The organism is Paraburkholderia unamae, from assembly GCF_003268775.1.
Classification (GTDB): domain Bacteria; phylum Pseudomonadota; class Gammaproteobacteria; order Burkholderiales; family Burkholderiaceae; genus Paraburkholderia; species Paraburkholderia unamae.
Map to the genome: position 1 here is coordinate 112,628 of NZ_QLSU01000008.1, position 23,509 is coordinate 136,136.

The window sequence follows — 23,509 nt, forward strand, 5'->3', positions numbered from 1 at the left end:
TAATACGGATGACGAATTACCTACGATTCACCGCCACCGGCTTGACGCTCGCGCTGGCCGGCTGGTGCACACAGGCCGCGGCGGGGGCCGACACGACGCGCATCGAAAAGGGCCGCTACCTCGCTATCGTCGCCGACTGCGCGGCCTGCCACACCGCGAAGGGCGGCAAGCCGTTCGCGGGCGGCCGCGGCATCGCCTCGCCCATCGGCACGATCTACTCGACCAACATCACGCCCGACCCGCGCACCGGCATTGGCGGCTACACGCTCGCGGACTTCGATCGCGCGCTGCGCCACGGCATTGCGAAGGACGGCACGACGCTTTACCCCGCCATGCCTTACGTGTCGTACTCGAAGGTCGCGCCGCAGGACGTGCAGGCGCTCTATGCGTACTTCATGCACGCGGTCGCTCCCGTCGAACAGGCCAACAAGGCCGAGGGCATCCGCTGGCCGCTTTCCATGCGCTGGCCGTTGCGGTTCTGGCGCATGGCGTTCGCGCCCAGGCCCGTGCAAGCCAGTGCCGACGGCAACATGGACGGCAACGCCAATACAAGCGAGCCCGCGAGCGACGACCCCGTCCTGCGCGGGCGCTACCTGGTCGAAGGCCTCGCGCACTGCGGCGCATGCCACACGCCACGCGGCTTCGCGTTGCAGGAAAAAGCCCTGAGCGACACGACGAAAACGTATCTCTCGGGCGCCGTGGTGGACGGCTATCTCGCGAAGAACCTGCGCGGCGACCCGAAAAACGGGCTCGGCACATGGAGCGAGGACGACATCGCGGCCTTCCTGAAGCGCGGCCGCTCCGACGATGCAGCGGCGTTCGGCGGCATGGCCGAAGTGGTCGCGCACAGCACGCAGTACATGAGCGACGCGGACCTCGCCGCGATCGCCGCGTACCTCAAGTCGCTCTCGCCGCTCGACCCGAACGGCGACGCGCTGATGGCCGACGACACCGCCGCCACCGCGCTGCGCTCGGGCGCGGACCGCAGCAACGGCGCGCTCACCTTCGTCGACAACTGCGCGGCCTGCCATCGCACGAGCGGCGCCGGCTACGACGATACCTTCCCGAAGCTCGCCCGAAGCTCTGTGGTGAACAGCGACAACGCCGCCTCGCTCATCCGCATCGTGCTGCTCGGCAGCGAAATGCCGTCGACCCAGGCCGCGCCCACGCACTACGCCATGCCCGGTTTCGCGGCGCGCCTCACCGACCGCGATATCGCCGACGTGCTGACCTTCGTGCGGGCAAGCTGGGGCAACCATGCGCCGGCCGTCAAGGCCGCCGACGTGGCGAAAGCGCGCGCGGCCGCGCACGCCGCGCCGCCGCCCCGGCGCGCCGAGAACGAGTAACCCGGCGAGGCGTGCGCGGCGAGGCTTCGCTAGATCTCGACGCGCGCGCCCACCTCGATCACGCGATTGGCCGGCAGCTTGAAGAACGCGGCAATATTGCCGACGTTGTGCAGCATCACGGCAAAGAGACGTTCGCGCCACAACGCCATGCCGTGCCCGCGTTTGGGCACCACGACCGCGCGGCTCAGGAACCACGAGGTCTCGTCGAGATCGAACGTGAAATCCGCCGATTTGTACGCCGCCAGCGTGCACGGCAAGTCCACCTCGTCCTTGAACCCGTAGTTGACCGTCACGTGATAGCAGCCGGGGCATAGCGGCTCGACCTGCACGCGCGCGCTCTCCGCCACCCACGGCACATCTTTTGTCACGACACTCAGGAATACTACGCGTTCGTGCAACACGCGGTTGTGGCGCAGGTTGTTCACGAGCGCGTGCGGCACCGCGTCGGCGTTCGGCGTGAGGAAGATGGCCGTGCCGCCCACCCGCACAGGCGCGCTTTCGAGCAGCGCCGCGAGATAAGGTTTGAGCGGCTTCTTGCCCGCGCGCACGCGCGCCTCCGCCGCCATCATTTCCCAACCCCGGCCCCAGGTCGCCATGACCGTGAAGACGATCCCGCCGATCACGAGCGGGAACCAGCCGCCATCCACGATCTTGAGCAGGTTGGCCGAGAAGAACATCGCGTCGATCACGAAGAAGAACGCCGTGGCGAACAGACAAAGCGCCCAGTTGTAGTGCCACGCGTAGCGCACGACGAAGAACGTGAGGAAAGTGGTGATGAGCATCGTGCCGGTCACCGCAATGCCATATGCGGAGCCGAGCGCCGTGGAGGAGCGAAAGCCCAGCACCGCCGCCACGACTGCGGCAAGCAGGATCCAGTTGATGCCGGGCACGTAGATCTGGCCGATCTCGCGCTCGGACGTATGCACGATGTTCATGCGCGGCAGGAAGGAAAGCTGCATGGCCTGCATGGTCATCGAATAGGTACCCGAAATAACGGCCTGCGAGGCGATCACGGTCGCGACCGTCGCAAGCACGATCATCGGCACGATGGCCCATTGCGGAAAGAGCCGGTAGAACGGGCTTTGCACCGCGCCCGGGTTCGCGAGCAGCAGCGCCCCCTGGCCCAGGTAGTTGAGCGCGAGCGCCGGGAACACCACGCCGAACCACGTGAGGCGTATGGGTTGCTTGCCGAAGTGACCCATGTCGGCGTACAGCGCCTCCGCGCCCGTGAGCGAGAGCACGACCGCGCCGAGCGCGACGAAGGCGAGCCAGCGGTGATGCAGGCAGAACGCGAGCCCTTGCAGCGGGTCGAGCGCGACCAGCACGACCGGTGCGGCCGCGATGTTGACGACGCCCGCCACGCCGATCACGGCGAACCAGAGCACCATCACCGGCCCGAACACGGCGCCGATGCCGCCCGTGCCGCGCTTCTGCGTGAGGAACAGCACGATGAGCGCGGCGAGTGTGACCGGAATCACGTAGGTCTTGAGCGCGGGCTCGGCGACTTCCAGCCCCTCCACGGCGCTGAGCACCGAGATGGCGGGCGTGATCACGCTGTCACCGAAGAACAGCGCCGCGCCCATCACGCCGACCACGAGCAGCGTGCGATGCAGATGCGGGCGCGATGCGACCGAAGAGGCCGCGAGCGCAAGCAACGCCATGATGCCGCCTTCACCGTGATTGTTCGCGCGCAGGATCAGCGCGACATACTTGAGCGACACGACGATCATCAGCGACCAGAAGATCAGCGAGACGATGCCGACGATATTGAACGCATTGAGCGCGAGACCGTTGCCGGGATCGAACACGGTGGCGAGCGTATAGAGCGGGCTCGTGCCGATGTCGCCGTAGACCACGCCTAGCGCGGCCAGTGCGAGCGCGGGAAGCGCCGGACGATGCGGGCCCGTGTCGCCGAGATGACCGTGCGAGGGCGCCGCGGATGCGGGATGTCCCATGTCTGCCTCCTGATTGTCTCGCGCGCGCCCGCATGGGCTGCGCGGCTTTCTCGCTTCGCTTCGTGGGCCAGGTTGCGCGCGTGTTCTGCGTGGACACCTTGGCGGCGCATGGGCCGGTCTCTCACGAAGTATAGGTACTTCCTCTGGAAATGCGCTCCGCACAATGCGGCGGCGCGCAACGCGCGAAACCGTCGCGAAACTGTCATAGTCGGGCGCATTCGCCCGATCAATTCAACACGATCCCGGACAATCCTGGACAATCGGTCCGCTAACCCGATACGCCCCACACGAACGACAAAACGGAGCCACACAATGCGTGCCCGCCTCAACCGGCTGACCTCCCTGGCCTGCCTGGCCTCTCTGTGCGCCGCGCTGGCGCTCGCCGCCTGCACGGCGGCCACGCCGCCCGCCACGTCCGCCTTCGCGCAGGAGCCGGCAAGCGCGCACGCGCGCCCGGTGAAGGTCATGATCGTCACGATGTTCGCGCCCGAGGCCAAAACGTGGCTCGATCGCCTCGGTCCCTGGCAGTCCGTGACGATCGCGGGCCTCTCGCCGGACTACCCCGCCGTGCAATGCAATGCCAATGACGTTTGCGTCATGACGACGGGCATGGGCCATGCGAACGCGGCCGCCTCGACCATGGCGCTCGCCTTCGCGCCGCAGTTCGACCTGCGCCGCACCTACTTCCTGATCGCGGGCATTGCGGGCGTGAATCCCGAGCGCGGCACGCTGGGCTCGGCGGCATGGTCGGACTGGCTCGTCGACTTCGGTCTGCAATGGGAAGTGGACGGCGACGGGCGGCCACGCGACTGGCACACCGGTTATCTCGGCATCAACACGAAAAGCCCCGCAGAAAAGCCGCCGCTCGACTATCGCACCGAAGTGTTCCGCCTGAACCCGAGGCTCACCGACGCGGCGTGGGCGCTCTCGCAACACGTTGCGCTCGCGGACAGCGCGCAGGCCCAGGCCGCCCGCGCGAAATATGCTGATGCGCCGGCCAACCGTCCGCCCACGGTCATTCGCTGCGACTCGGTCGCGGACGATACGTGGTGGTCGGGCACCGCGCTCGGCGCGCGAGCGAGCGAATTCACGCGCGAGCTGACCGGCGGCCAGGGCGTGTATTGCATGACGCAGCAGGAGGATAACGCGACCTATGAAGCGCTCAAGCGTGCGGCCGCCGCCCAGCGGGTGGATCTCCAGCGCGTGGCCGTGCTGCGTGCCGGGTCCGATTTCGATCGCCCCCATGCAGGCGAATCGAGCGCCGCGAATCTGCTGAACTATGCGAGCCAGGGCGGCTTCGCGCCCGCGCTGGAGAATCTCTTTCGCGCGGGCTATCCGCTCGTGCAGACCATCGTCGCGCAATGGAGCGAATGGCAAGAGGGCGTGCCTTCGCGCCCCTGAATGCCGATATCGCGTGCACTGGCGCCGCCTGGCGTCCCCTTGCGTCGCTGCGGGCATCCTTGTGAGGAATACGGATCATATGCGCGACGACCGATGCCACGCCTCGCGCGGTCAGGCGCCATGCATCGACAATTCGCAAAGCAGTTAACGTGCACGATCGTTCATACGCATGGCGCATGGAAACGCGGCACCTGTGCCGTAGATATTCGCCTTTGACCGGATAGCTTTCTCGCGGCATCTATGCCAGATTAGGTTTCGCTCATCGCAAGCGCAGCGCGAGGAACACAAAGCGTTGCGCCAACATTGCAAGGAGGACGGGTTGCACCATTCGTTTCCTCCCCCTCAGGCGCTCACGCACAACGTCTGCACGCTCGCGCGACGGCGCGCGAGCGCATCATGAACGCCGCCAGCATCGTGGTGCTCGGCGCGGGGCCCGCGGGCGCCGCGGTCGCGCGCGCGCTCACCGGGCTCGGCCATCGCGTGCAGGTGGTGAGCGACTGGCGGCGCTTCGACGCCGCCGAAGCCCTCTCCGCACGCGCGATCGAAGCATTGCGCCGCGCGAGCCTGCATCACGCGGCAAGCTGCGGCGAAGGCCCGTGCGTGCGCACCACGCTCTGGAACGGCGCATTGCGCACGCTAGACGCCGAATTCCTCGTCGACCGGCGCCTGTTCGACACGGCCTTGCGAGAGGACCTGTACAACGCGGGCGTGGACGTGATCGAAGCGAACGTTCGATCGTTGCAGTCGTCGGCGGCGGGCCACGATCTCATGATCGAAACCGCCGATGGTCCGCTCACGCTGCGCGCCGACTTTCTGGTCGAGGCGCGCGGCCGCTTCGCGCCGCTCTTGCGCGACGCGACGCGTGGTCCGCAAACTTTGAGCCTGCTGAATGTATGGCGGGGCCGACCCGGCACCGCGGCAACGGCCGTCGAAAGCCTGCCCGCCGGCTGGGCATGGATGGCCCGCCTGCGCGACGGCCGCTGCTACTGGCAATTGACGCTCGATGTCGCGAACCCCGAATTGCCGCAGCGCGATGAACTGCTCGCCTATTGCGAACGCATGCGCCATTCGCCGCTGGCGAGCGACTTCTTCGCGGGCGACGCGGCCAACGACGCGCGTCTGTATGCGCGCAGCAGCACCGCCACGCTATGCGGGCGCACAGGCGGCCACAACTGGCTGCGCGTGGGCGACGCCGCCATGGCCGTCGATCCGCTCGCGGGCAACGGCGTGTTCCAGTCGCTCACCTCCGCCTTGCAGGCGCCCGCCGTGATCCACACGCTGCTCGAGCGGCCCGAGCGCGCCCCGCTCGCCTTGCGCTTTCATCAGCAGCGTATCGAGCAGTTGTTCATGCGCTTCGCACGCACGGGCCGCGACGTCTACGCGCTCGAACAACGCTGGACCACACAGCCGTTCTGGCTCACGCGCGGTGTGTGGCCCGACGACCGGCCCGCGCACGTGAGCGCCGACTTCAACGAACTGAATGTCGAACGCGCACCGGTGATCGAAGGCGGCCTGATTGCCGAAGCCGATGTGGTCGCGAGCCCGGACCAGCCGCTCGGCATCTGGCACCTCTGCGATGCGGCGCTCGCGCCCGTTGTCGAGGCGCTGCGCCGCGAGCCCGCCGAGCAGGTGCTCAAGTCGCTCGATGCGGACCAGGCACGGCTGCTCCGCCACTGGCTCGCGATGCAGGACTTTCCCGAGCGCTACGTTTGATGCCCTTTGGCGCATATTGCATGGCAGTGCTGATGAGCTTGCCCGTGCGGCGCGAAATGCAACGCCGCGTGCGCCGCCGCGGGAGCCTTCATCGCGCCGTAGCGTTTCGGCGTAAAATGCGCCGTTCGCCGCGAAGTACCGGCGTAGAAGCCCCACGCTCGCGATGCACGTCGATTTACTGACCATTTATCTCCTTCTGATCGGAACCCTTCTCGCCAGCGCCGGCATGACGCTCTGGGAGCATCGCACGCATCCCCGGCGCAGCAAGGCATTGCGGATCCTGGCCTCGGGCTACGCCACGCTGGCGCTCGGCTGCGCCCTCGTGCTCGTGCGCACCCGCCTGCCCGGCGCGGCGGGCGCGGCCCTGAGCAACCTCGTCATCATGACCGGCTATCTGCGGGTCCTGCATGGGGTTGCGACGCTCAACGGACGGCAATACCGCGCGGGCTCGATCGCCCTGCTCGCCGTGATCGCGCTGACATGGGCCACATGGGGCGCGCGGCACACCGAAACCATGTGGTTCTACGTGAGCGCGCTGCCCATCGCGCTCGCCAGCGCCATGACGTCCCGCGAACTGCTTCGCGGCGACGGCATGAAAGGGGTGCAATCGCGCTACGTCGCGGCGATCGTGACGGGCATTCACGCGCTCTTTTACGCGTTCCGCGCGCTCATCCTGCCCTGGCTCGCAAACCGCTACGGGCAAGACGTCGTCGCGGCCGTCGGCAAGATCACCATGTATGAAGGCGTGCTCTATTCGGTCGTGCTGCCCATGGCCATCCTGCGGCTCATGCGCGAGGAAACTCACGGGCAACTCGTGCTCGAATCGCAAACCGACTACCTCACGCGCCTTGGCAACCGCAGATGGTTCTTCGAGGAAGGCGAGCGCGTGATCGGCCGCGACACGGCACACCGGCCCGTTTCGCTCCTCGCCTTCGACCTCGACCACTTCAAGACGATCAACGACCGTTACGGCCATCAAACGGGTGACGAAGTCCTCAAGTCATTCGCGGATATCGTGCGCAGCGCGGTGGGCGCCGACGCGGTGCTCGCCCGCATTGGCGGGGAGGAATTCGCCGCCCTGCTGCCCGGCCACGACCGCTCGCGCGCGCGAGCGGTGGGCGAGGCGATCGCGCGGCGCTTCGCGCAAAGCGCCTCTCACCGCAGCAACGGCGTCGCCATCCAGGCCACGGTCAGCATTGGCCTCGCGCAGCATGGGCACGAAGCGTCCACGCTGGCCGATCTGCTGGCCGCCGCCGACGCGGCGCTCTACAACGCGAAGTCGCTGGGCGGCAACCGGCTCGAATCGCTGTCGCTTTGAGCGCGCCCGCAGCGCGCACTCTTTTTGCTACTCCCCTGAAGCAGGCCCGCCGCGCGGGCGCAACCGCCTTGAGCGGTAAGGGAGGCGCGATGTTGGCGATCGAATACCGGGTTCGTTGTGCAATTTCTGCCTTGCTGGTCACGCTCGTTGCGCTGCTCGCGGCATGCGGCGGCGGCGGCGGTGGCTCCGGCGGTTCGGGCGGCGCCACGAACACGCCGCCGGGCGGCGTTCAGTTGCAGGTCGTCTCGTTCGGCGACAGCCTTTCGGATGTGGGGACATACGCGCCGATCGCGAGCGCCGTGGGCGGCGGCCGTTTCACGACCAACCCCGGCCAGGTGTGGGCCCAGGACGTCGCTCAGTATTATGGGGACACGCTGAACGCCGCCTACACCATCGGCTTCGATCACAAGTTGAGCGCGCAAAGCGGGCTGGGTTACGCCGAGGGCGGCTCGACGGTCGCCACCCCGGCCAACCAGTACGACTTTCTTTCCGACGTGATCGGCAACATCGAAATGCCTGTCAACCAGCAGGTATCGAGCTACCTTTCCGCTCACGGCACGTTCAACTCCGGCCAGCTTGTGCTCGTCTGGGCGGGCGCCAACGACGTGCTTCGGGCGGGCACCCCGCCGGCCGCCACGGCAACCGTGCAAACGGCGGCAAGCACGCTCGCGCAGGTGGTCGGGCAGATCGTGCAGAGCGGCGCCACGCACGTGGTGGTAGTCAACGTGCCGAATGCCGGCCTCTCGCCCAAGGGTCGTGCCGCCTCGGACGGCGGCGCGAACCTGACCCAGTTGTCGCAACTCTTCAACGCCACCCTGAACGGCGCGTTGCAGGCGAACGGCCTGCAAGGCAAGGTCATCGAGATCGATTCCTATGCCTGGGTGACCCAGCTCATCGCGAACTTCCAGGCGAACGGCTTTACCGTGTCCAACACGGCCCAGGCCTGCGATGCATCGAAAACGCCTGACAATACCTCGCTGTTCTGCTCGCCGGCCACCTACGTCGCGCCCAACGCGGACCAGACCTACATCTTTGCCGACGACCTGCACCCCACCACGCGTACGCATGCGCTGTTCGCCCAGTACGTCGAGCAGCAGATCGCCGCGAGCGGGCTCGGACACTGAGCATGCAAGCCCGCCACACGCTTCATTTAATCAGTCGTCCGTACCGTTGATTGTGGAGCGCGCCCCACCGCCTCCATCGTTCGATGGAGGCGGCGAGCCTTACTTCGCCGCCGCCCGGGCCCGCGTCTTGCTGGCCGGGGCTTGCGCTTGTGCTTGCGGCGGCTCAACACTTGCCGCGGCCGCCGCGCGCTGCTTGAAGTAGCGCGAGCTCAGCGTGGCCGCGCCCATGTCCGACGCCGCCTCCAGCAAATGCGGCGCCAGTTCCAGGAGGCGCTCCTCGGGCAAGCGGCTGCTCGGCCCCGCCAGACTGACGATGCCGACCACCTCATCCGTCACGGGATTGCGCACGGGCGCCGCGATCGACGTCATGCCGCGCTCGTAGGTCTCGATGGCCACACCGTAGCCGCGCTGGCGCGCGCCGTTGAGGTCCTTCAGGAACTGCTGGATCGTCCTGGGCGCGCGCGGTGCGTTCTGCGCCTTCGGCCCGAGGCCGCCCTGCCGCGACACCAGTTCGATCGCGCGTTCGTCCGGCAGCGTGGCGAGCCACGCCTGGCCGCTCGCCGTGCAGTGCAGCGGCGGATTGCTGCCCATGTCCGGGTCGTAGCGCAGGCCCGACTTCGCACCCTGCGCCTTGCCGACGAAGGTGAGGTGATCGCCCTCCACCACGCCGAGCCGGGCGAGTTCGCCCGAGGCTTCGGCGAGGCGATCGAGCACCGGCTGCGAGATGTCGAACACCCCGCTCGTCGAGAGATAGATCAGCGCCAGCGAAACGAGCTTCATGGCGAGCATGTACTCGCCGTGCTCCTCGTCCTGGCGCACGAAGCCCTCGTCGATCAGCATCGAAAGGAGCCGGTGGGTGCCGCTGCGCGGAATGTCCAGTGTGTCCGCAATCGTGGCGAGCGGCATGCGCCCGCCATTCTTCGCCAACAGTTCAAGCACGCCAAGCGCACGCTCAAGATTCCCTGCCATAGCGTTTTCTCATCCGTATCGTGGTAGTCAAATGAGAACACAATTCCACACTGGAATTCAAGCGAATTCGCGCCAAACTCCCAGGCGCATGCCTCCACGCACGGGTTTTAGTGCCCCGCGCTCACGCTCACGGCCGCAAACGTGCCTCGATGGCGCGCCCCCTTGAGCAGCACCGCCAGCCCGCCCACAGCAGCCGGCGCGGCCAGCGCCGTGAAAACCGCGCCGAAGCTCCAGTTCGCGTGCAGCATGGCGGCGCCCACCATCGCCCCCGCGATGCCGCCGAAGCGGCCCACGCCGAGCATCCAGCTCGTGCCGGTCGCACGCATTTCGGTCGGATAGGAACCGGCCGCGAGCGCGCAAAACCCCGTGTTGGAGCCGTTCATGCAGTAGCCCATGCCGAACGCCAACACGCAGATAATGCTGAACGGGTGCGCCGAAGCGCCCATGTACCAGGCCAGCACGCCGCCCGCCAGCACGGTTGCGCCCAGCGCGCGATGCGGATTGAAGCGGTCCATCTGCCAGCCGATCAGCACCGACCCGACCGTGCCGCCCGCCTGGAACAGCGCGCCCACCACCGCTGCTTCGCCAAGCGAGAAACCCAGACCGCGAATCAGCGTGGGCAGCCAGTTGCCGAGCAGGTAGACCGTGAGCAGGCCCGCGAAATAGCAGATCCACAGCATCACCGTGCCGAACGCGTGCTCGCGTGAAAGAATCGCGCGCACGGGGCTGCGCGGCGCTTGCGCGGGTTCGTGCGAGACGAAGCGCGTTGACTCGCCGGCCGACCCGGGCTTCAGGCGATTGAGCACGCTCACGAGGCGCGCGCGGCGGCTTTCCTTGAGCGCGAGATAGCGCGCCGACTCGGGCAGCCACTTGATGAGCACCGGCACGAACAGCACGGGCAGCACGCCGCCGAGCAGCAGCACCGACTGCCAGCCCCACTGCGAAATGAGCCACGCGCTCACGAAGCCGCCGCCCGCCGCGCCGAACGTGAAGCCGCAGAACACGGCCGTCACCATCAACGCACGGCGGCGCGGCGGCGCGTATTCGGCCATGAGGGTCGCCGCGTTCGGCATCGAGGCGCCGAGGCCGATGCCGGTGAGAAAGCGCAGCACAGTAAGTGACGGCACGTTCCACGCGAACGCCGAAGCGAGGCTCCAGACGCCGAAGAACAGCACGGCCACGGTCATCACCGTCTTGCGGCCCAGGCGGTCCGAGAGCGGCCCGGCGGTCAGCGCACCGAACGCGAGACCGAGCAGCCCGCCGCTCATCACCGGCCCGAGCGCGTCGCGCGGAATCGCCCATGCGCTGGAGAGAGACGGGGCGATGAAGCCGATCATGACGGTGTCGAGGCCGTCGAGCATCACGATCATCATGCACAGCAGCAGCACGAGCACCTGAAAGCGCCCGATCGGCTGGTCATCGAGAAACTGCTGAACGTCCAGCGCACGCGCGCTCTCGCTCGCACTCCGGGATTGCGCGGCCCGCTGGGCCGTGTGTGAAAAAGCCATGGTTGTCTCCGTGTCATGTTCTTCTTGTTCTGTCGATTCAGAACGCGGGCCCGGACGGCGCTTCGACTGGCCGCCTGGCCGGACCGCTCGATGCTTCGGCGCACGCGGTGCGCTGCCTGTGGTCAGCGCGCTTCGCGCGCCCGCTCGAGCACGGCAAGCGTCGCTTCGCGCAACCGGCGCGCGCGATCCACGGCGCGCGTGGTCTTTGCCCACTGCCCGGTCGGCACTTCGACGCTCACCGGCAACTGCTCGGGCAACGCGCGCAGGATGCCCACGAGGTCGAGGCCGCCCTCGCCCGGAATCATCCGTTCGCAGCGCGCCTGGAAAAGCAGCGTGTCGAGGTCGGTGGGCCGCTCGGCCGGCGCGTCGCAGAACTGCACATAGCCAAAGTATTCGCGCGGCAGCGCGCGCAAGTCGTCGAGCGACGAGCGCGCGCGGTCGAAGTGAATCGGGTCGATGATGAGGCCGGTATTGCGCCGCCCGCTCGCCTTCACGATGCGCGCGCCCGCCGTGATGTCCTTCACGTCGGTCCACGGCATGGGTTCGAGCGAGGGCGTGAGACCGAGCGGCGCCGCGATGTCGCAAAGCTGACCCAGCCGGTCGACGGTGCGCGCTTCGTCCGGGTCGTTGCCCGCCACGAGCACGTAGCGCGCGCCGAGTTCCGCCGCCGTTTCGAGCATGGGCCGATAGGCGTTCACATCGGTGTCGGGCTTCAGGCGCAGGATCTCGACGTCGAGCACGCGCATGCCCGTATCCTTCAGGATTGCCAGGGTTTCACGCTTGAGCGGCGTATTGCGCGTATTGCCCGTTTCGCCGACGATGTCGTGACGCACTTCGTGATCCGTCGCGGGCAACAGGCGCAGGCCCACGTAGTCGTAACCCGCATCGACGGCGCACTGCACCATCTGCGGCGGGCTCAGTTCGAGCACGGTCAACGCCGAAAGCGAGAGCGCGCGCGATTGAGGCTGGGTCATGATGTCTCCCTGGTTAGCGCAGCGGCGAGAACGGGGCCGGCACGCAGATCGTCGATTCCATCGTCGTGAGATGCGCGGGCCCGCCCTTGGGCGGCCACACGCCGTCCTTCACCGCTTCGGCGCGAATGCGCGAGCGCTCGTCCACGCTGGCATACGGCCAGATGTTGAGAAAGCGCGGCACGTCGCCGTCGAGCGAGTACATCGCGCCCACCAGCGGCGAGCGCTTCGTGCGCTCGGGCACGGCCTGCTCCCATACGTTGATCGTATGCTGAAGGCTGCCGAGTTTCGTGCCGTACACGCGCATCTCGTAGATGCCGCCATGCACCGCGGGCTCGATGGGCGGCAGGAACGGAAAGAGCGCGTAGCTTTCCGTCTTCACGTCGTCGATAAACTCGCCCACGCCGAACGGATTGCCTTCCAGCAGCAGGCGCTTGCGCTCGCTCACCAGCGCCGCCTCCGACGCGTAGCCGCGCAGCACCAGCACCTTGCCGAGCGCGCCGATGTCCGAGTACCAGCAGCCGAGCAGCTTGCCGCCCTGCGGATCGCCGCTTGCCTTGATGCCTTCGAAAACCTGCGCGTTCGCGCCGATCTTCACCGTGAGCGTCACTACGTCATACAGTGTCATTGCATTGTCCTTGAGGATAAAAACATTTTTGTTCGGAGTCCGATGTGCATGCCGTAGCAGGCTGTGCACCGGCAAGCGAGAGCCCGGCGAGATAGCCGAAGGTCATCGCCGGGCCGAGCGTGATACCGCCGCTCGGGTAGCAACCGCCCATCATGCTCGCGCTGTCGTTGCCGACGGCGTAGAGGCCGTCGATCGCGCGGCCGCTGCGGTCGAGCGCACGCGCCTGCGCGTCGGTGGCGAGACCCGAGAACGTGCCGAGGCTGCCAGGCAGCAGCTTCACCGCGTAATACGGGCCGTTTTCCACCGGCGCGAGGCACGGATTCGGCGCGTGCCCGGCATCGCCCTGCACGCGGTTGTACGGCGTCGAGCCTTTGTGGAACTGCGGATCGAAGCCCTGCTTCGCGTACTGGTTGTAGGTCGAAACGGTTTCGGCCAGCGCGTGCGCGTCGATGCCGCATTGCGCCGCCAGCGCCGCGAGCGTCGCACCGTGCTTGAGATAGCCCGAGCGGCGATACGGCCCGAGCGGAAACGGAAACGGCTTCGAGAAGCCCAGCCCGTAGCGGCGCTGAAAGCGGTGATCGCAGACGAGCCAGGCGCATACTTCCTCGCCGGGCGGCGTCGTGTCGAGCAGCGCGCCGACGAAGTCGTGATACGACGAAGCCTCGTTCACGAAACGCTTGCCCGCGCGCGTGACCGCGATCACGCCGGGTTTGGCGCGCTCGATCAAGTGCGGAAAGACCACGTCTTTCACGCCGTCGTGCATGGGCACGATCGAGACGGGCGCCCACGCGGCGGGCGCTTCGAGCGCGCCGTCGAAATGCGCGCCGATCGACTCGCCCAGACGAATGCCGTCGCCGGTGTTGCTGCGCGGCGCCGCCGACCAGTGCTCGCGGCCCGAAGGCGTATAAGCGAAGGTTCGCGCGCGGCGCGCAACGTCATGCGGAAAACCACCACAGGCAAGCACCACCCCGCGCGCGGCGTGCACCTGATGCACCACGCCGTCGATCTCGACACGCGCGCCCGTGACGCGCGACGCATCGCGCAAGAGGCCAATCGCTTTCGCACGCGTGCGCAGGTCCACCCCGCGATCGGCCGCCGACTTCAAGAGGCGCGCGGTGAGCGCGTTGCCGTTCACGAGATGCATCGAGCGCCCGTAGCGCAGCTTGTGCCAGCCAAAGGCGGCGAGGCGGCGGCTCGCGTAGAGCGCCGAGCGCAGCGAGCGCGTGGCGCGATAGAAGTGCGCGAGATCCTGGCCCGAGCCGAGCGCCATGCCGTTGATCGTCGTGACCGAAAGCGGCTTGCGCAGTTTGTCGATCAGCGGCCCGAGCTCGCGGCCGTCGAACGGCATCGCGCACACCGAGCGGCCGCCCGTGCCCGCGCCCGGCGTGGTGTGGAAATCGGGAATGCGGTTGCCGTCGATGAAACGCACCGCGGTGTGGCGCTCGAAGAACTCGACCATTTCCGGGCCGCGTTCGAGCAGCGCGTCGGCCTTGGCCGCGTCGTATTGCGCGCCCAGTTCGCTCTTCAGGTAAGTGCGCGGCGCCTCGATGTCCTCGCGTATGCCCGCGCGCGTGGCCAGCGGGTTGCGCGGAATCCACAGCCAGCCGCCCGACCAGGCGGTCGTGCCGCCGAACACGTCCTCCTTTTCCGCGACGATCACGCGCAAGCCCTGCGCCGCCGCCGTCACCGCCGCCGACAGCCCGGCCGCGCCCGAACCCAGCACCAGCACGTCGCAATCGAGTTTCGGTTCATCCTTCATGTTCGGTATCGCCTTTCTTCCTGTGTCTCCAGAGACAGTATTGTGCTGTCTTTGTAGAATTACTTTTCGTTGTGGAATACTATTCCACTAAATTCGGTTTGGCAAAGACTTTGTGACCTGACGAACACCATGGAGGCATGACAATGAAGGTACTGATCACGGGCGGCAGCGGTTTTCTGGGCGCATGGATCATGAAGCGGCTGCTCGCGCGCGGCATGGACTGCGTAGCCTTCGACCTGCGCGCGAACGCGCGGCTCGTCGAAGCGCTCGCGCCCGAACACGCGGCGGCGGTGCAATGGCGCACCGGCGACATCGCCAGCGCGGAGGACACCGCGCGCGCGCTGGAAGGCTGCGACGCCGTCATTCATCTCGCGGGCATCCTCACGCCCGACTGCGCGGCGAACCCCGTGCGCGGCGCGCAGATCAACCTGATCGGCACGCTGAACGTGTTCGAAGCCGCGCGCGCCGCGGGCCTGCGCCGCGTGCTCTACGCGAGCAGCGCCGGCGTGTTCGGCCCCGACGACGGCGCCGCGCCCCTGCCGCAAACGCACTACGGCGCGTTCAAGCTTGCCTGCGAGGGCTCCGCGCGCGCGTACTGGCACGACCACGGCATGGCCAGCATCGGCTTTCGCCCGCTCGTGGTCTATGGCGCGGGGCGCGAATCGGGCTCCAGCGCGGGGCCGAGCCTCGCGTGCCGCGCGGCCGCGCGCGGCGAGCGCTATACCATCCCCTTCAGCGGATCGACGGGCCTCGTATTCGCCGACGATGTCGCCGCGGCCTACGAAGCGGCACTGCTGCGCGACTTCGAAGGCGCACATGCGTTCACGCTGGCTGGCGAAATGACGCCGGTCGCCACGCTGATCGAGCGGATCGAAGCCATCGCGCCCGGCGCGCGCATCGACGCGAGCAGCCCGCCGCTGCCCATCGCCACCGCGTTCCTGCACGATCCCGCGCTGGCGCGCCTGCTGCCCGGCCTGCCGCAAACCTCGCTCGAAAACGGCCTGCGCGAGACCGTGGCGTTCTATCGCCACGGCCTCAAAATCACTCAGGCTTCCTGATCGTTTATCGTTGCATGGCGTCGGCTGGCACAGCCGGCGCTCGCGACGCGGCCGCGCGATGCACCGCAAGCGTCGCCGCGAGCGTGCGCGCACCGTCGTCGGCCGTGCACAGCGGCGCTTCTTCGCGCGCGATCACCGCAGCGAAATGACGCAACTGCTCGTGGTAAGGATCTCCCGCATGCGGCGTGCTGCGCTCCACCGTGAGCGGCTCGTGCCAGCCTTTGCCGCTGCGGTACTCCCACACATCGAGCTGCGGCAGCGTCAGCGACGCGTCCGTGCCGATCAGGAAGTGCGTGTTCTCCTGCTGGCGCGGGTAGTGCGCGGCCTCGCCCGCCGCGAGGTCCCAGTTCCAGGGCGCGGCCGCCGTGTCGGAAACCACGATCGTGCCCAGCGCGCCGCTCGCGAAGCGCAGCAGCACGGCGGCCGTGTCCTCCACCGCGAAGCCGCGCACGCCGTTCGACGTCTGCGCCTGCTCCTCCACGATCTCGCCGAGCAGGAACCGCATGATGTCGATGTCGTGAATCAGGTTGATGAGCACGGGGCCGCCGCCCGCCTCGCGGCGCCACTGCATGTCGAAGTACGCGTCGGGCTTGTAGAACGTGGCGAGCGCATTGGCCGCCACGGGCTTGCCGAGGCGCCCCGAGCGCACGATCTCGCGCGCGCGGCGCAGGATCGGATTGTGGCGGCGATGGTGGCCGACGAGCAGCGGCACGTTTGCTTCGCGTGCGGCGCGATCGAGCCGCAACGCGTCCTCCACATGATCGGCAACCGGCTTTTCGATCAGCGCCGGCACGCCGCGCGCCACGCATGCGAGGCCCACGTCGACATGGGTCGCGTTCGGCGTCGCGACGATCGCGCCTTCGGGGCGCACTTCGTCGAGCATCGCTGCGTAGTCGGCGAACCAGCGCAGCCCTTCGGCGTGCGCGAACTGCTGCGCGGCGGGCGACGGGTCCGCGATCGCCACCACTTGCGCGTGCGGGTGCAGCCGCGCGCGCTCCACGTGCATCCTGCCGATCGCACCCGCGCCGATTACCGCCAGACGTCTCCTTGCCATTGCGTTTCTCCTCCTTTTCCCGGTTGAACAGATTGGCTCCAGGGCGCCGTCACGGTGATTACCCCGATACCCTGAAATTTGCTTTGATTGTTGAATACTATTCCAATTTGAACTAGAGTTCACCAAAACTTTTATGGCGCACCGGTTTTGCACGGCGCGCCGGACACAAGCAAACCCAGCCATTCACACGGGACAGGAGCGGAGACACATGACGGAAAAGCACAACCAGGACAGCCACCTTTCGGCCCCCGAAACATCGTCGGCGGATACACCGGGCGCCTGCGGACTCACGCGGCGCGCTTGGCTTGCCACGGCAGGCAAGGCGCTCGCGGGCGGCGCGGCGGTGCTCGCGGCGCCCGCCTTCGTGCGCGCGCAAGGCGAGCAGCCGCTCAAACTCGGCCTGCTGATGGCCAAGCAGGGCGTGTGGACCGAGCAAGGCGAAGTGATCGCCAACGGCGTGAAGCTCGCGCTCGACCAGGCGGGCAACCAGGCGCGCGGCCGCCGCCTCGATCTCGTCTGGTACGACGAGCCCAACCCGCAGTCTGCGCAGCAGAACATGCAAAAACTGGTGGAGCAGGACAAGGCGATTGCGGTGATCGGCGGCACGAACAGCGGCACGTCGCTCGCGATGTCGTCGGTCGCCATGCGCACGAAAACGCCTTATATCGCGCCCAACGCCGCCGCGCGCGAATTGACCGGCAGCAGTTGCAACCCGTACACCTTCCGCGTGCTGAGCCCGACGCCCGTGACCTGCCGCGCGCTGGCGCCGTCGCTGCTCGCCATCGGCAAGAAGTGGCACTTCCTCGTGGCGAATTACGCCTACGGGCAGGACATCCAGCGCTCGATGTCGGAGTTGCTCAAGCAGTCGGGCGGCACGATCGTGGGCGCCGACGTCACGCCGCTGAACACCACCGACTTCAGTTCGTTCATCCTCAAGATCCGCCAGTCGAAGCCCGATGTCGTGCTGCTCGGGCTGCCCGGCGGCGACCTCTCCACCTTCCTCAAGCAGTACGCGGAAATGGGCATGAAAGGCCAGATTCCGGTGGCCTGCCCGATCATCGGCGACTCGGATCTCTGGTCGATCAACGTCGACGCCGCGACCGGCTATTACGGCAAGCCCTGGCATTTCAGCTCGCCGGGCCACTCGCCCGAGGAACTCGCCTTCATCAAGCAATACACGGCGAAGTACGGCAAGCCGCCCGCCGACAAGGCCTGGATCGGCTGGTTCACCACGCGTGCGCTGCTCAAGGCCGTGAACGACGCGAAGAGCACCTCGGGCGCGGACATCGTGCAGAGCCTCGAAACGGTGCAGGTAGGCGACAGCAGCGGCCCCGCGTATTTCCGCCCGTGGGACCACCAGTTGCTGCGGCGCTGGACCGTGTTCAAGGTGAAGGACCACATCACCGACAAGTGGGACTGGCTCAACCAAGTCTCGGTCGTGCCGCAAAACCCGTCGGACCTCGACCGGCTTTACGGCACGCGCCAGGAAATCGGCTGCACGATGGCTGCCCGCTGAGGTCACTGAGGCCACCAAGGTCATCAAGGCCATTCGCTTTCCAGGCACACAAAGCTGGCAAATCCCGCGCGCGCGGTGCATCGCGCGCCGCAATCTGGAGTATGGGCATGGCAGAAATGGTGTTGTCCCAGGTCGCCAACGGACTGGTGCTGGGCTTCCTCTACGTGCTGCTCGCGATCGGTCTGTCGATCATCTGCGGGCTGCTCGGCATCGTCAATTTCGCGCACGGCGCGCTGTTCGCACTCGGCGCGTACTTCGCCATCGCGCTTTCCACGCAGTTCGGCTGGGGCGCCGTTGTGCTCGCGCCCGTGCTCGTGGCGGCGGTGGGCGTGCTGATCGAAGTCGTTTTCATCCGCAGGCTCTATGGCAAGGAGCCGCTCTTGAGCCTCATCGTGACGTTCGCGCTGTCGCTGCTCATCACGGCGCTCACACGCCTCATCTGGGGTGCGGGCGGCCTGCCGTTCAGCCCGCCCGAAGCGCTTAGCGGCTTTCTCGTGTACGGACCGCTGCTCATTACGAAGTACCGCCTTTTCGTGCTGGCCGCGACCGTGGCGATTCTCGTCGCGCTCTGGGCGTTCATGAGGTACACGCCTTATGGCCGCATTCTGCGCGCGGGCAGCCGCGACCCGGAAATGGTAGGACTCCTCGGCATCAATCTGCCGCGCGTGCTGACCGGTGCCTTTGCACTCGGCGCGCTGCTCGCGGGCGCGGCCGGCCTGCTCGCCGCGCCGCTCCTGACCGTCACGCCGGGCATGGCGACCGCCGCGGTCATGCCGGCCTTCGTGATCGTGACCATCGGCGGGCTCGGCTCGTTCGCGGGCGCCGTGGTCGCGGGGCTGCTGGTGGGCGTGGTGACGGCGCTGGCCGTGCAGTTCTTTCCCGAAGGCTCGTCGGTCGCGATGTATGTGCTGATGGCCCTCGTCCTGCTCGTGCGCCCTCGCGGGCTTTTCGGTGAACGCTGGGAGCGCTTCGAATGAAACTCGGTTCTCTGACCCGGCACCCCGTTGCGGTGCTGACCCTCTGCCTGATCGTCGTCTCGCTCGCGCTCACCGCGAGCGGCACCCCACTCGAACGGGCCACGCAGATCGCCATCTACACGCTCTATGGCATGGGCGTGAACCTGCTGGTCGCGTACACGGGCCTGGTGCCGTTCGGCGCCTCGGTATTTTTCGGCACTTCCACGTATCTCGTCGCGGTTTCGCTGCTGCGCTTCATCGGCAACGAAATGCTCGCGCTCGCCGCCAGCGTGATCGTCACGGCCCTCATGGCCGCGCTGATCGGCGCCGTGGTGCTGCGCCGCCGCGGCCTCTACTTCTCGCTGCTCACGCTCGCGTGCTCGCAGATCGCCTTCGAGATCGCGTTCAAGTGGACCGACGTGACGGGCGGCGAAAACGGCTTGCAGAACGTGCCGCGCCCCACCTTCGCGACGACAACGGGCTTTCACGTGTTTGCGTGCGTGACGGTGATCGCCGTGGCCTGGGCGCTCTGGCGTCTCGTGCACGCGCCGTTCGGCCGCGCGCTGCAAGCGCTGCGCGACAACGAGCAGCGCGCCGCGAGCCTCGGCTACGACACGTACCGCCTCAAGCTCCAGGCGTTCGTGATCTCGGCGGCCGTGATCGGCTATGCGGGCGGCCTGCTCTGCCTGATGCTGCAAGGCGCGTACGCGAACAACCTGAGTTGGGAGCATGCGGGCGACAGCCTGCTGATGACGGTGCTGGGCGGCGTGCACCAGTTCCTCGGGCCGCTGTGGGGCGCGATTGCGTTCATCCTGCTCGAAGACAAGCTCAGCGGCCTCACCGAGCACTGGTGGCTGATCTTCGCGCCCATCGTCATCGCGTTCGCGTTCTTCTCGCCCGAAGGCATTCAGGGACTCGTGCAGCGCCTGTTGCGCCGGCCCGGCTGGACGCTCGTGCGCAACACGATTCCCGCGCGCCCCGAGATCATCGCGCCGTACCGCGCAAGCCGCGTGGACGCCGATCCCGCCAGGCCCGTGCTGAGCGTGCGCGGCCTTTCCAAGCGCTTCGGTTCGCTCGTGACCGCCGAGCAGATCGATCTCGACGTGTATCCGTACCGCCTGCACAGCTTCATCGGCCCCAACGGCGCGGGCAAGACCACCTTCTTCAACATGCTCACGGGCGTGCTGTGGCCGAGCGCGGGCACGATCACCTTCGACGGCCAGGACGTGACGAAGCTCGCCATGTTCCGCCGCGTGCGCCTTGGCATGAGCCGCTCGTTCCAGATCCTCAGTGTGTTCCGCAACCTCACGGTGTTCGAGAACGTGCGCGTGGCGGTGCAGGCCGCGCAGCGCGAGCGCCTGGGCCTCTGGCGCGACGCCCATACGCTCGACAAGCAGAACGCGCGTACGTGGTCGCTGCTCGCGGCGGTCGGCCTCGCCGATCGCGCGGCGCACGCCTGCGAAAGTCTCTCGCACGGCGAGCAGCGCCTGCTGGAAATCGCGCTGTCGCTTGCGACCGAAGCCCGCCTGCTGCTGCTCGACGAACCGCTCGCGGGTCTCGCCGAAGCCGACCGCGCGCGCGTGGCGAGCATCGTGCGCGAACTGGCGAATCATCACGCCGTGCTGCTGATCGAGCACGACATCGACCGCGTGCTCACGATTTCCGACCGCGTGAGTGTGCTGCATCGCGGCCGCCTGATCGCCGACGGCTCGCCCGCCGATGTTGCGAAGCACTCCGAAGTGATTGAAGCGTACATGGGGCATGCCAAAGGCGCGCGCCCCGTCGATGCACGGCTCGCCGCGCGCGGCGACGAGCAACAGCCTGGCGCGGCGGCAGCTCCACGCGCGCTGCTGCGTCTCGAAGGCGTGAAGGCGGGCTACGCGGGCAACACGATACTCGACGGCGTCGATCTGACGCTCAACGCTGGCGAGGTCATTGCGATTCTCGGCCGCAACGGCGTGGGCAAGACGACAACCCTGCGCGCCGCAACCGGCGTCGCACAGGTCACGGCGGGCCGCATCACCTTCGACGGCCACGACATCACCGGCCGCCCCGCGCACGAGATCAACCGCCTCGGACTCGCGATGGTGCCGGAAGGCCGCCGCCTGTTCCCCAACCTCACGGTGAGCGAGAACCTGCGCCTCGCCGCGCGCAAGGGCGGCGCGAGCGTCGAGGAGATGTTCGCGCTCTTCCCGCGCCTCGCCACGCGCCGCGACGCACGCGCCGAGCATCTTTCCGGCGGCGAGCGGCAGATGGTGGCCATTGCGCGCGCACTCATGGCGCCCGCGAAGGCGATCCTGCTCGACGAGCCGTTCGAAGGCCTCGCGCCCGCCGTCGTGCAGGAGGTGCTCGACGCCGTGGTGAAGCTGCGCGAGCGCGCGAGCATCGTGATCGTCGAACACCAGGCCGACATGGTGCTGCCGATCGCCGATCGCGCCTACGTGCTCGTGAACGGCCGCGTGGCTTATGAAAACAGCGCGAGCGCCCTGGAACAGGACGCGCTCACGCAGGCAAGACTGCTCGGCATCATGCACGACGACGCCGACACAACCCAGGAGATGAAATCAGCATGACTTCCGCCACTTCCACCCCCTGCAATACCGTTGCGCCCACACCCGTTTCGCTCGATGAGGGATTGAGTGGCGCCACGCGCGTCTACTTCATCGTAGGCGATCCGATCGCGCAGGTGCGCTCGCCCAAAGGCGTGACAGCGGCGCTGCGCGAAGCGGGCCGCGACGCGCTCGTGGTGCCCGCGCACGTCGCGCCCGACGATCTCGCGGCGTTCTTCGCAGGCGTCACGCCCATGCGCAATGTCGACGGCGTCATCATCACCGTGCCGCACAAGTTCAGCGCCGCCGGCTTCTGCACGAGCCTCTCGGAAGAAGCGGCCTTTCTCGGCGCGGCGAACACCTTGCGCCGCACGCCGGATGGCGGCTGGCATGGCGGCATGTTCGACGGCACCGGCTTCGTCGCGGCGCTGGCCGACGAAGGCTGCGACCTGCGCGGCAAGCGCGCGCTGCTCGTGGGCGCGGGCGGCGCGGGCTCGGCCATCGCCCAGGCGCTGGTCAACGCCGGTGTCGCCTCGCTCGACGTGCGCGACAACGACGCCGCGCGCGTGGGCGCCCTCGTCGATCGACTCGCGGGGCTCGGCCGCGGCGCGGTGCGTGTGGCGGCAAGCGACGTCGCGGCCGAATCGTTCGACGTGGTCGTGAACGCCTCGCCCATGGGCATGCGCCCCGAAGACCCGTTGCCTGTCGACGTTTCGCGCCTGCCCGCCAGCACCTTCGTGGGCGACGTCGTGACGAAGCCGCCGCTCACGCCCTTTATCGAGGCGGCGCGCGCACGCGGCTGCAAGACGGTGACGGGCACGCAGATGTTCGCGCGCGTGTGCGACCGCATGGTGACTTTCCTTCTGGAATCCGAAGCATGAATGCGCAGTCGCGGGTGGCGATCGTGACGGGCGGCGCGGGCGGCATCGGCCGGGCCATCGCGGCGCGCCTGCAACACGACGGCCACCGCGTCGCGCTGTGGGATCTCGACGGCGACGCGGCCGCGCAGGCCGCCGCCGCGCTACCCAGAAGCATAAGCGCGGGCACAAGCGAGGGCACGAGCCTGGGCGTGCGCGTGGACGTGACCGACGAAGCGTCCGTCGCAAGCGCCCTGCGCGCAACACTGGCGCACTTCGGCGCGCTGCACGTGCTGGTGAACAGCGCGGGCGCAACGGGACCGGTTGCGAACGTAGCCGACTGCGATCTCGCGGCCTGGCAACGCTGCATCGACGTGAACCTGCGCAGCGTGTTTCTCTGCTCGCGCGCGGCGGTGCAACCGATGCTCGAAGCCGGCTTTGGCCGCATCGTGAACCTCGCCTCCATCGCGGGCAAGGAAGGCAATCCGCAGATGTCCGCGTACTCGGCGGCCAAGGCGGGGGTCATTGCCTTCACCAAGTCGATGGGCAAGGAGCTTGCGCTCACGCCCGTGCGCGTGAACTGCATCGCGCCCGCCGTGATCGAAACGCCCCTGCTCGCGCAAATGACACGCGACGCGCTGGCCGCCAGCCTCGCGAAAATCCCGATGCAACGTGCGGGCACGGCCGAAGAAGCGGCCAATCTCGTTGCCTGGCTCGCAGGCGACCAATGCTCGTTTTCGAGCGGCGCGACCTTCGACCTCTCCGGGGGCCGCGCCACGTACTGAATCACTTCTCGCACGACGGCGGCGCAACCCGCCGCCGTCACC

18 protein-coding genes are annotated in these 23,509 nt (G+C 67.7%); 11 read left to right on the forward strand and 7 right to left on the reverse strand.

Translation table 11 applies throughout. The annotated features are described in order from the left end of the window. Positions 1 to 8: 8 nt before the first annotated feature. The gene (locus tag C7401_RS15220; RefSeq protein ID WP_112172217.1) at positions 9 to 1,346 is read left to right on the forward strand and encodes a cytochrome c; all 1,338 of its coding nucleotides are present in this window, start codon (positions 9 to 11) and stop codon (positions 1,344 to 1,346) included. Positions 1,347 to 1,375: 29 nt separating this feature from the next. Here C7401_RS15220 and C7401_RS15225 read toward each other — a convergent pair whose 3' ends face one another. Then, a complete protein-coding gene (locus C7401_RS15225; protein WP_112172218.1) occupies positions 1,376 to 3,301 on the reverse strand; it encodes a potassium transporter Kup in 1,926 nt (641 codons plus the stop codon). Between the two features lie 312 nt (positions 3,302 to 3,613). Between C7401_RS15225 and C7401_RS15230 the strand changes: the two genes are divergently transcribed. The 4 genes from C7401_RS15230 to C7401_RS15245 all read left to right on the forward strand — a co-directional run bounded on the left by C7401_RS15230 (position 3,614) and on the right by C7401_RS15245 (position 8,857). Beyond that, on the forward strand, positions 3,614 to 4,702 hold the full coding sequence (locus C7401_RS15230) for a purine-nucleoside phosphorylase (RefSeq protein ID WP_373864439.1): 1,089 nt from the start codon (positions 3,614 to 3,616) through the stop codon (positions 4,700 to 4,702). 396 nt (positions 4,703 to 5,098) lie between these two features. Next, positions 5,099 to 6,415 (forward strand): flavin-dependent monooxygenase QhpG, encoded by a 1,317-nt coding sequence (gene qhpG, locus C7401_RS15235; RefSeq protein ID WP_112172219.1) that lies wholly within the window; start codon positions 5,099 to 5,101, stop codon positions 6,413 to 6,415. A 163-nt stretch (positions 6,416 to 6,578) separates the two neighbouring features. Continuing rightward, entirely contained in the window at positions 6,579 to 7,733 is a 1,155-nt protein-coding gene (locus tag C7401_RS15240; RefSeq protein WP_112172220.1) for a GGDEF domain-containing protein, read from the forward strand. An 89-nt stretch (positions 7,734 to 7,822) separates the two neighbouring features. Further along, entirely contained in the window at positions 7,823 to 8,857 is a 1,035-nt protein-coding gene (locus C7401_RS15245; protein WP_112172221.1) for an SGNH/GDSL hydrolase family protein, read from the forward strand. 99 nt (positions 8,858 to 8,956) lie between these two features. On the opposite strand, the gene C7401_RS15250 is transcribed toward C7401_RS15245, so the two are convergent. The 5 genes from C7401_RS15250 to C7401_RS15270 all read right to left on the reverse strand — a co-directional run bounded on the left by C7401_RS15250 (position 8,957) and on the right by C7401_RS15270 (position 14,692). Then, on the reverse strand, positions 8,957 to 9,826 hold the full coding sequence (locus C7401_RS15250; protein ID WP_112172222.1) for an IclR family transcriptional regulator: 870 nt from the start codon (positions 9,824 to 9,826) through the stop codon (positions 8,957 to 8,959). 107 nt (positions 9,827 to 9,933) lie between these two features. Then, the gene (locus tag C7401_RS15255; RefSeq protein WP_112172223.1) at positions 9,934 to 11,334 is read right to left on the reverse strand and encodes an MFS transporter; all 1,401 of its coding nucleotides are present in this window, start codon (positions 11,332 to 11,334) and stop codon (positions 9,934 to 9,936) included. Positions 11,335 to 11,456: 122 nt separating this feature from the next. Further along, a complete protein-coding gene (locus C7401_RS15260) occupies positions 11,457 to 12,308 on the reverse strand; it encodes a sugar phosphate isomerase/epimerase family protein (RefSeq protein ID WP_112172224.1) in 852 nt (283 codons plus the stop codon). A 13-nt stretch (positions 12,309 to 12,321) separates the two neighbouring features. Continuing rightward, complete coding sequence (locus C7401_RS15265; RefSeq protein WP_112172225.1) at positions 12,322 to 12,933, reverse strand: NIPSNAP family protein; 612 nt, start codon at positions 12,931 to 12,933, stop codon at positions 12,322 to 12,324. Then, positions 12,920 to 14,692 (reverse strand): FAD-dependent oxidoreductase, encoded by a 1,773-nt coding sequence (locus C7401_RS15270; protein WP_112172226.1) that lies wholly within the window; start codon positions 14,690 to 14,692, stop codon positions 12,920 to 12,922. The genes C7401_RS15265 and C7401_RS15270 overlap by 14 nt, the downstream gene beginning before the upstream one ends. Positions 14,693 to 14,835: 143 nt before the next feature. Between C7401_RS15270 and C7401_RS15275 the strand changes: the two genes are divergently transcribed. Continuing rightward, positions 14,836 to 15,750, forward strand: coding sequence for an NAD-dependent epimerase/dehydratase family protein (locus C7401_RS15275; protein ID WP_112172227.1), 915 nt, complete (start codon positions 14,836 to 14,838; stop codon positions 15,748 to 15,750). A 4-nt stretch (positions 15,751 to 15,754) separates the two neighbouring features. Here the strand turns inward: C7401_RS15275 and C7401_RS15280 are convergent, their stop codons facing one another. Next, positions 15,755 to 16,804, reverse strand: a complete 1,050-nt coding sequence (locus tag C7401_RS15280; RefSeq protein ID WP_112172228.1) for a Gfo/Idh/MocA family protein — start codon at positions 16,802 to 16,804, stop codon at positions 15,755 to 15,757. A gap of 208 nt (positions 16,805 to 17,012) precedes the next feature. Here C7401_RS15280 and C7401_RS15285 point away from each other — a divergent pair, with 208 nt between their 5' ends. The 5 genes from C7401_RS15285 to C7401_RS15305 all read left to right on the forward strand — a co-directional run bounded on the left by C7401_RS15285 (position 17,013) and on the right by C7401_RS15305 (position 23,467). Next, on the forward strand, positions 17,013 to 18,320 hold the full coding sequence (locus tag C7401_RS15285) for an ABC transporter substrate-binding protein (protein WP_112172229.1): 1,308 nt from the start codon (positions 17,013 to 17,015) through the stop codon (positions 18,318 to 18,320). Between the two features lie 107 nt (positions 18,321 to 18,427). Next, positions 18,428 to 19,297 (forward strand): branched-chain amino acid ABC transporter permease, encoded by an 870-nt coding sequence (locus C7401_RS15290; protein ID WP_112172230.1) that lies wholly within the window; start codon positions 18,428 to 18,430, stop codon positions 19,295 to 19,297. Next, positions 19,294 to 21,849, forward strand: coding sequence for a branched-chain amino acid ABC transporter ATP-binding protein/permease (locus tag C7401_RS15295; RefSeq protein WP_112172231.1), 2,556 nt, complete (start codon positions 19,294 to 19,296; stop codon positions 21,847 to 21,849). Before C7401_RS15290 ends, C7401_RS15295 begins: the two co-directional genes overlap by 4 nt. Next, positions 21,846 to 22,706: a shikimate dehydrogenase family protein gene (locus C7401_RS15300; RefSeq protein ID WP_112172232.1), complete on the forward strand. Its 861-nt coding sequence runs from the start codon at positions 21,846 to 21,848 to the stop codon at positions 22,704 to 22,706. Before C7401_RS15295 ends, C7401_RS15300 begins: the two co-directional genes overlap by 4 nt. Next, positions 22,703 to 23,467 carry an SDR family oxidoreductase gene (locus C7401_RS15305; protein WP_112172233.1) on the forward strand — a complete coding sequence of 255 codons (765 nt, stop codon included), beginning with the start codon at positions 22,703 to 22,705 and terminating at the stop codon, positions 23,465 to 23,467. Before C7401_RS15300 ends, C7401_RS15305 begins: the two co-directional genes overlap by 4 nt. The last annotated feature ends 42 nt before the right edge of the window (positions 23,468 to 23,509 follow it).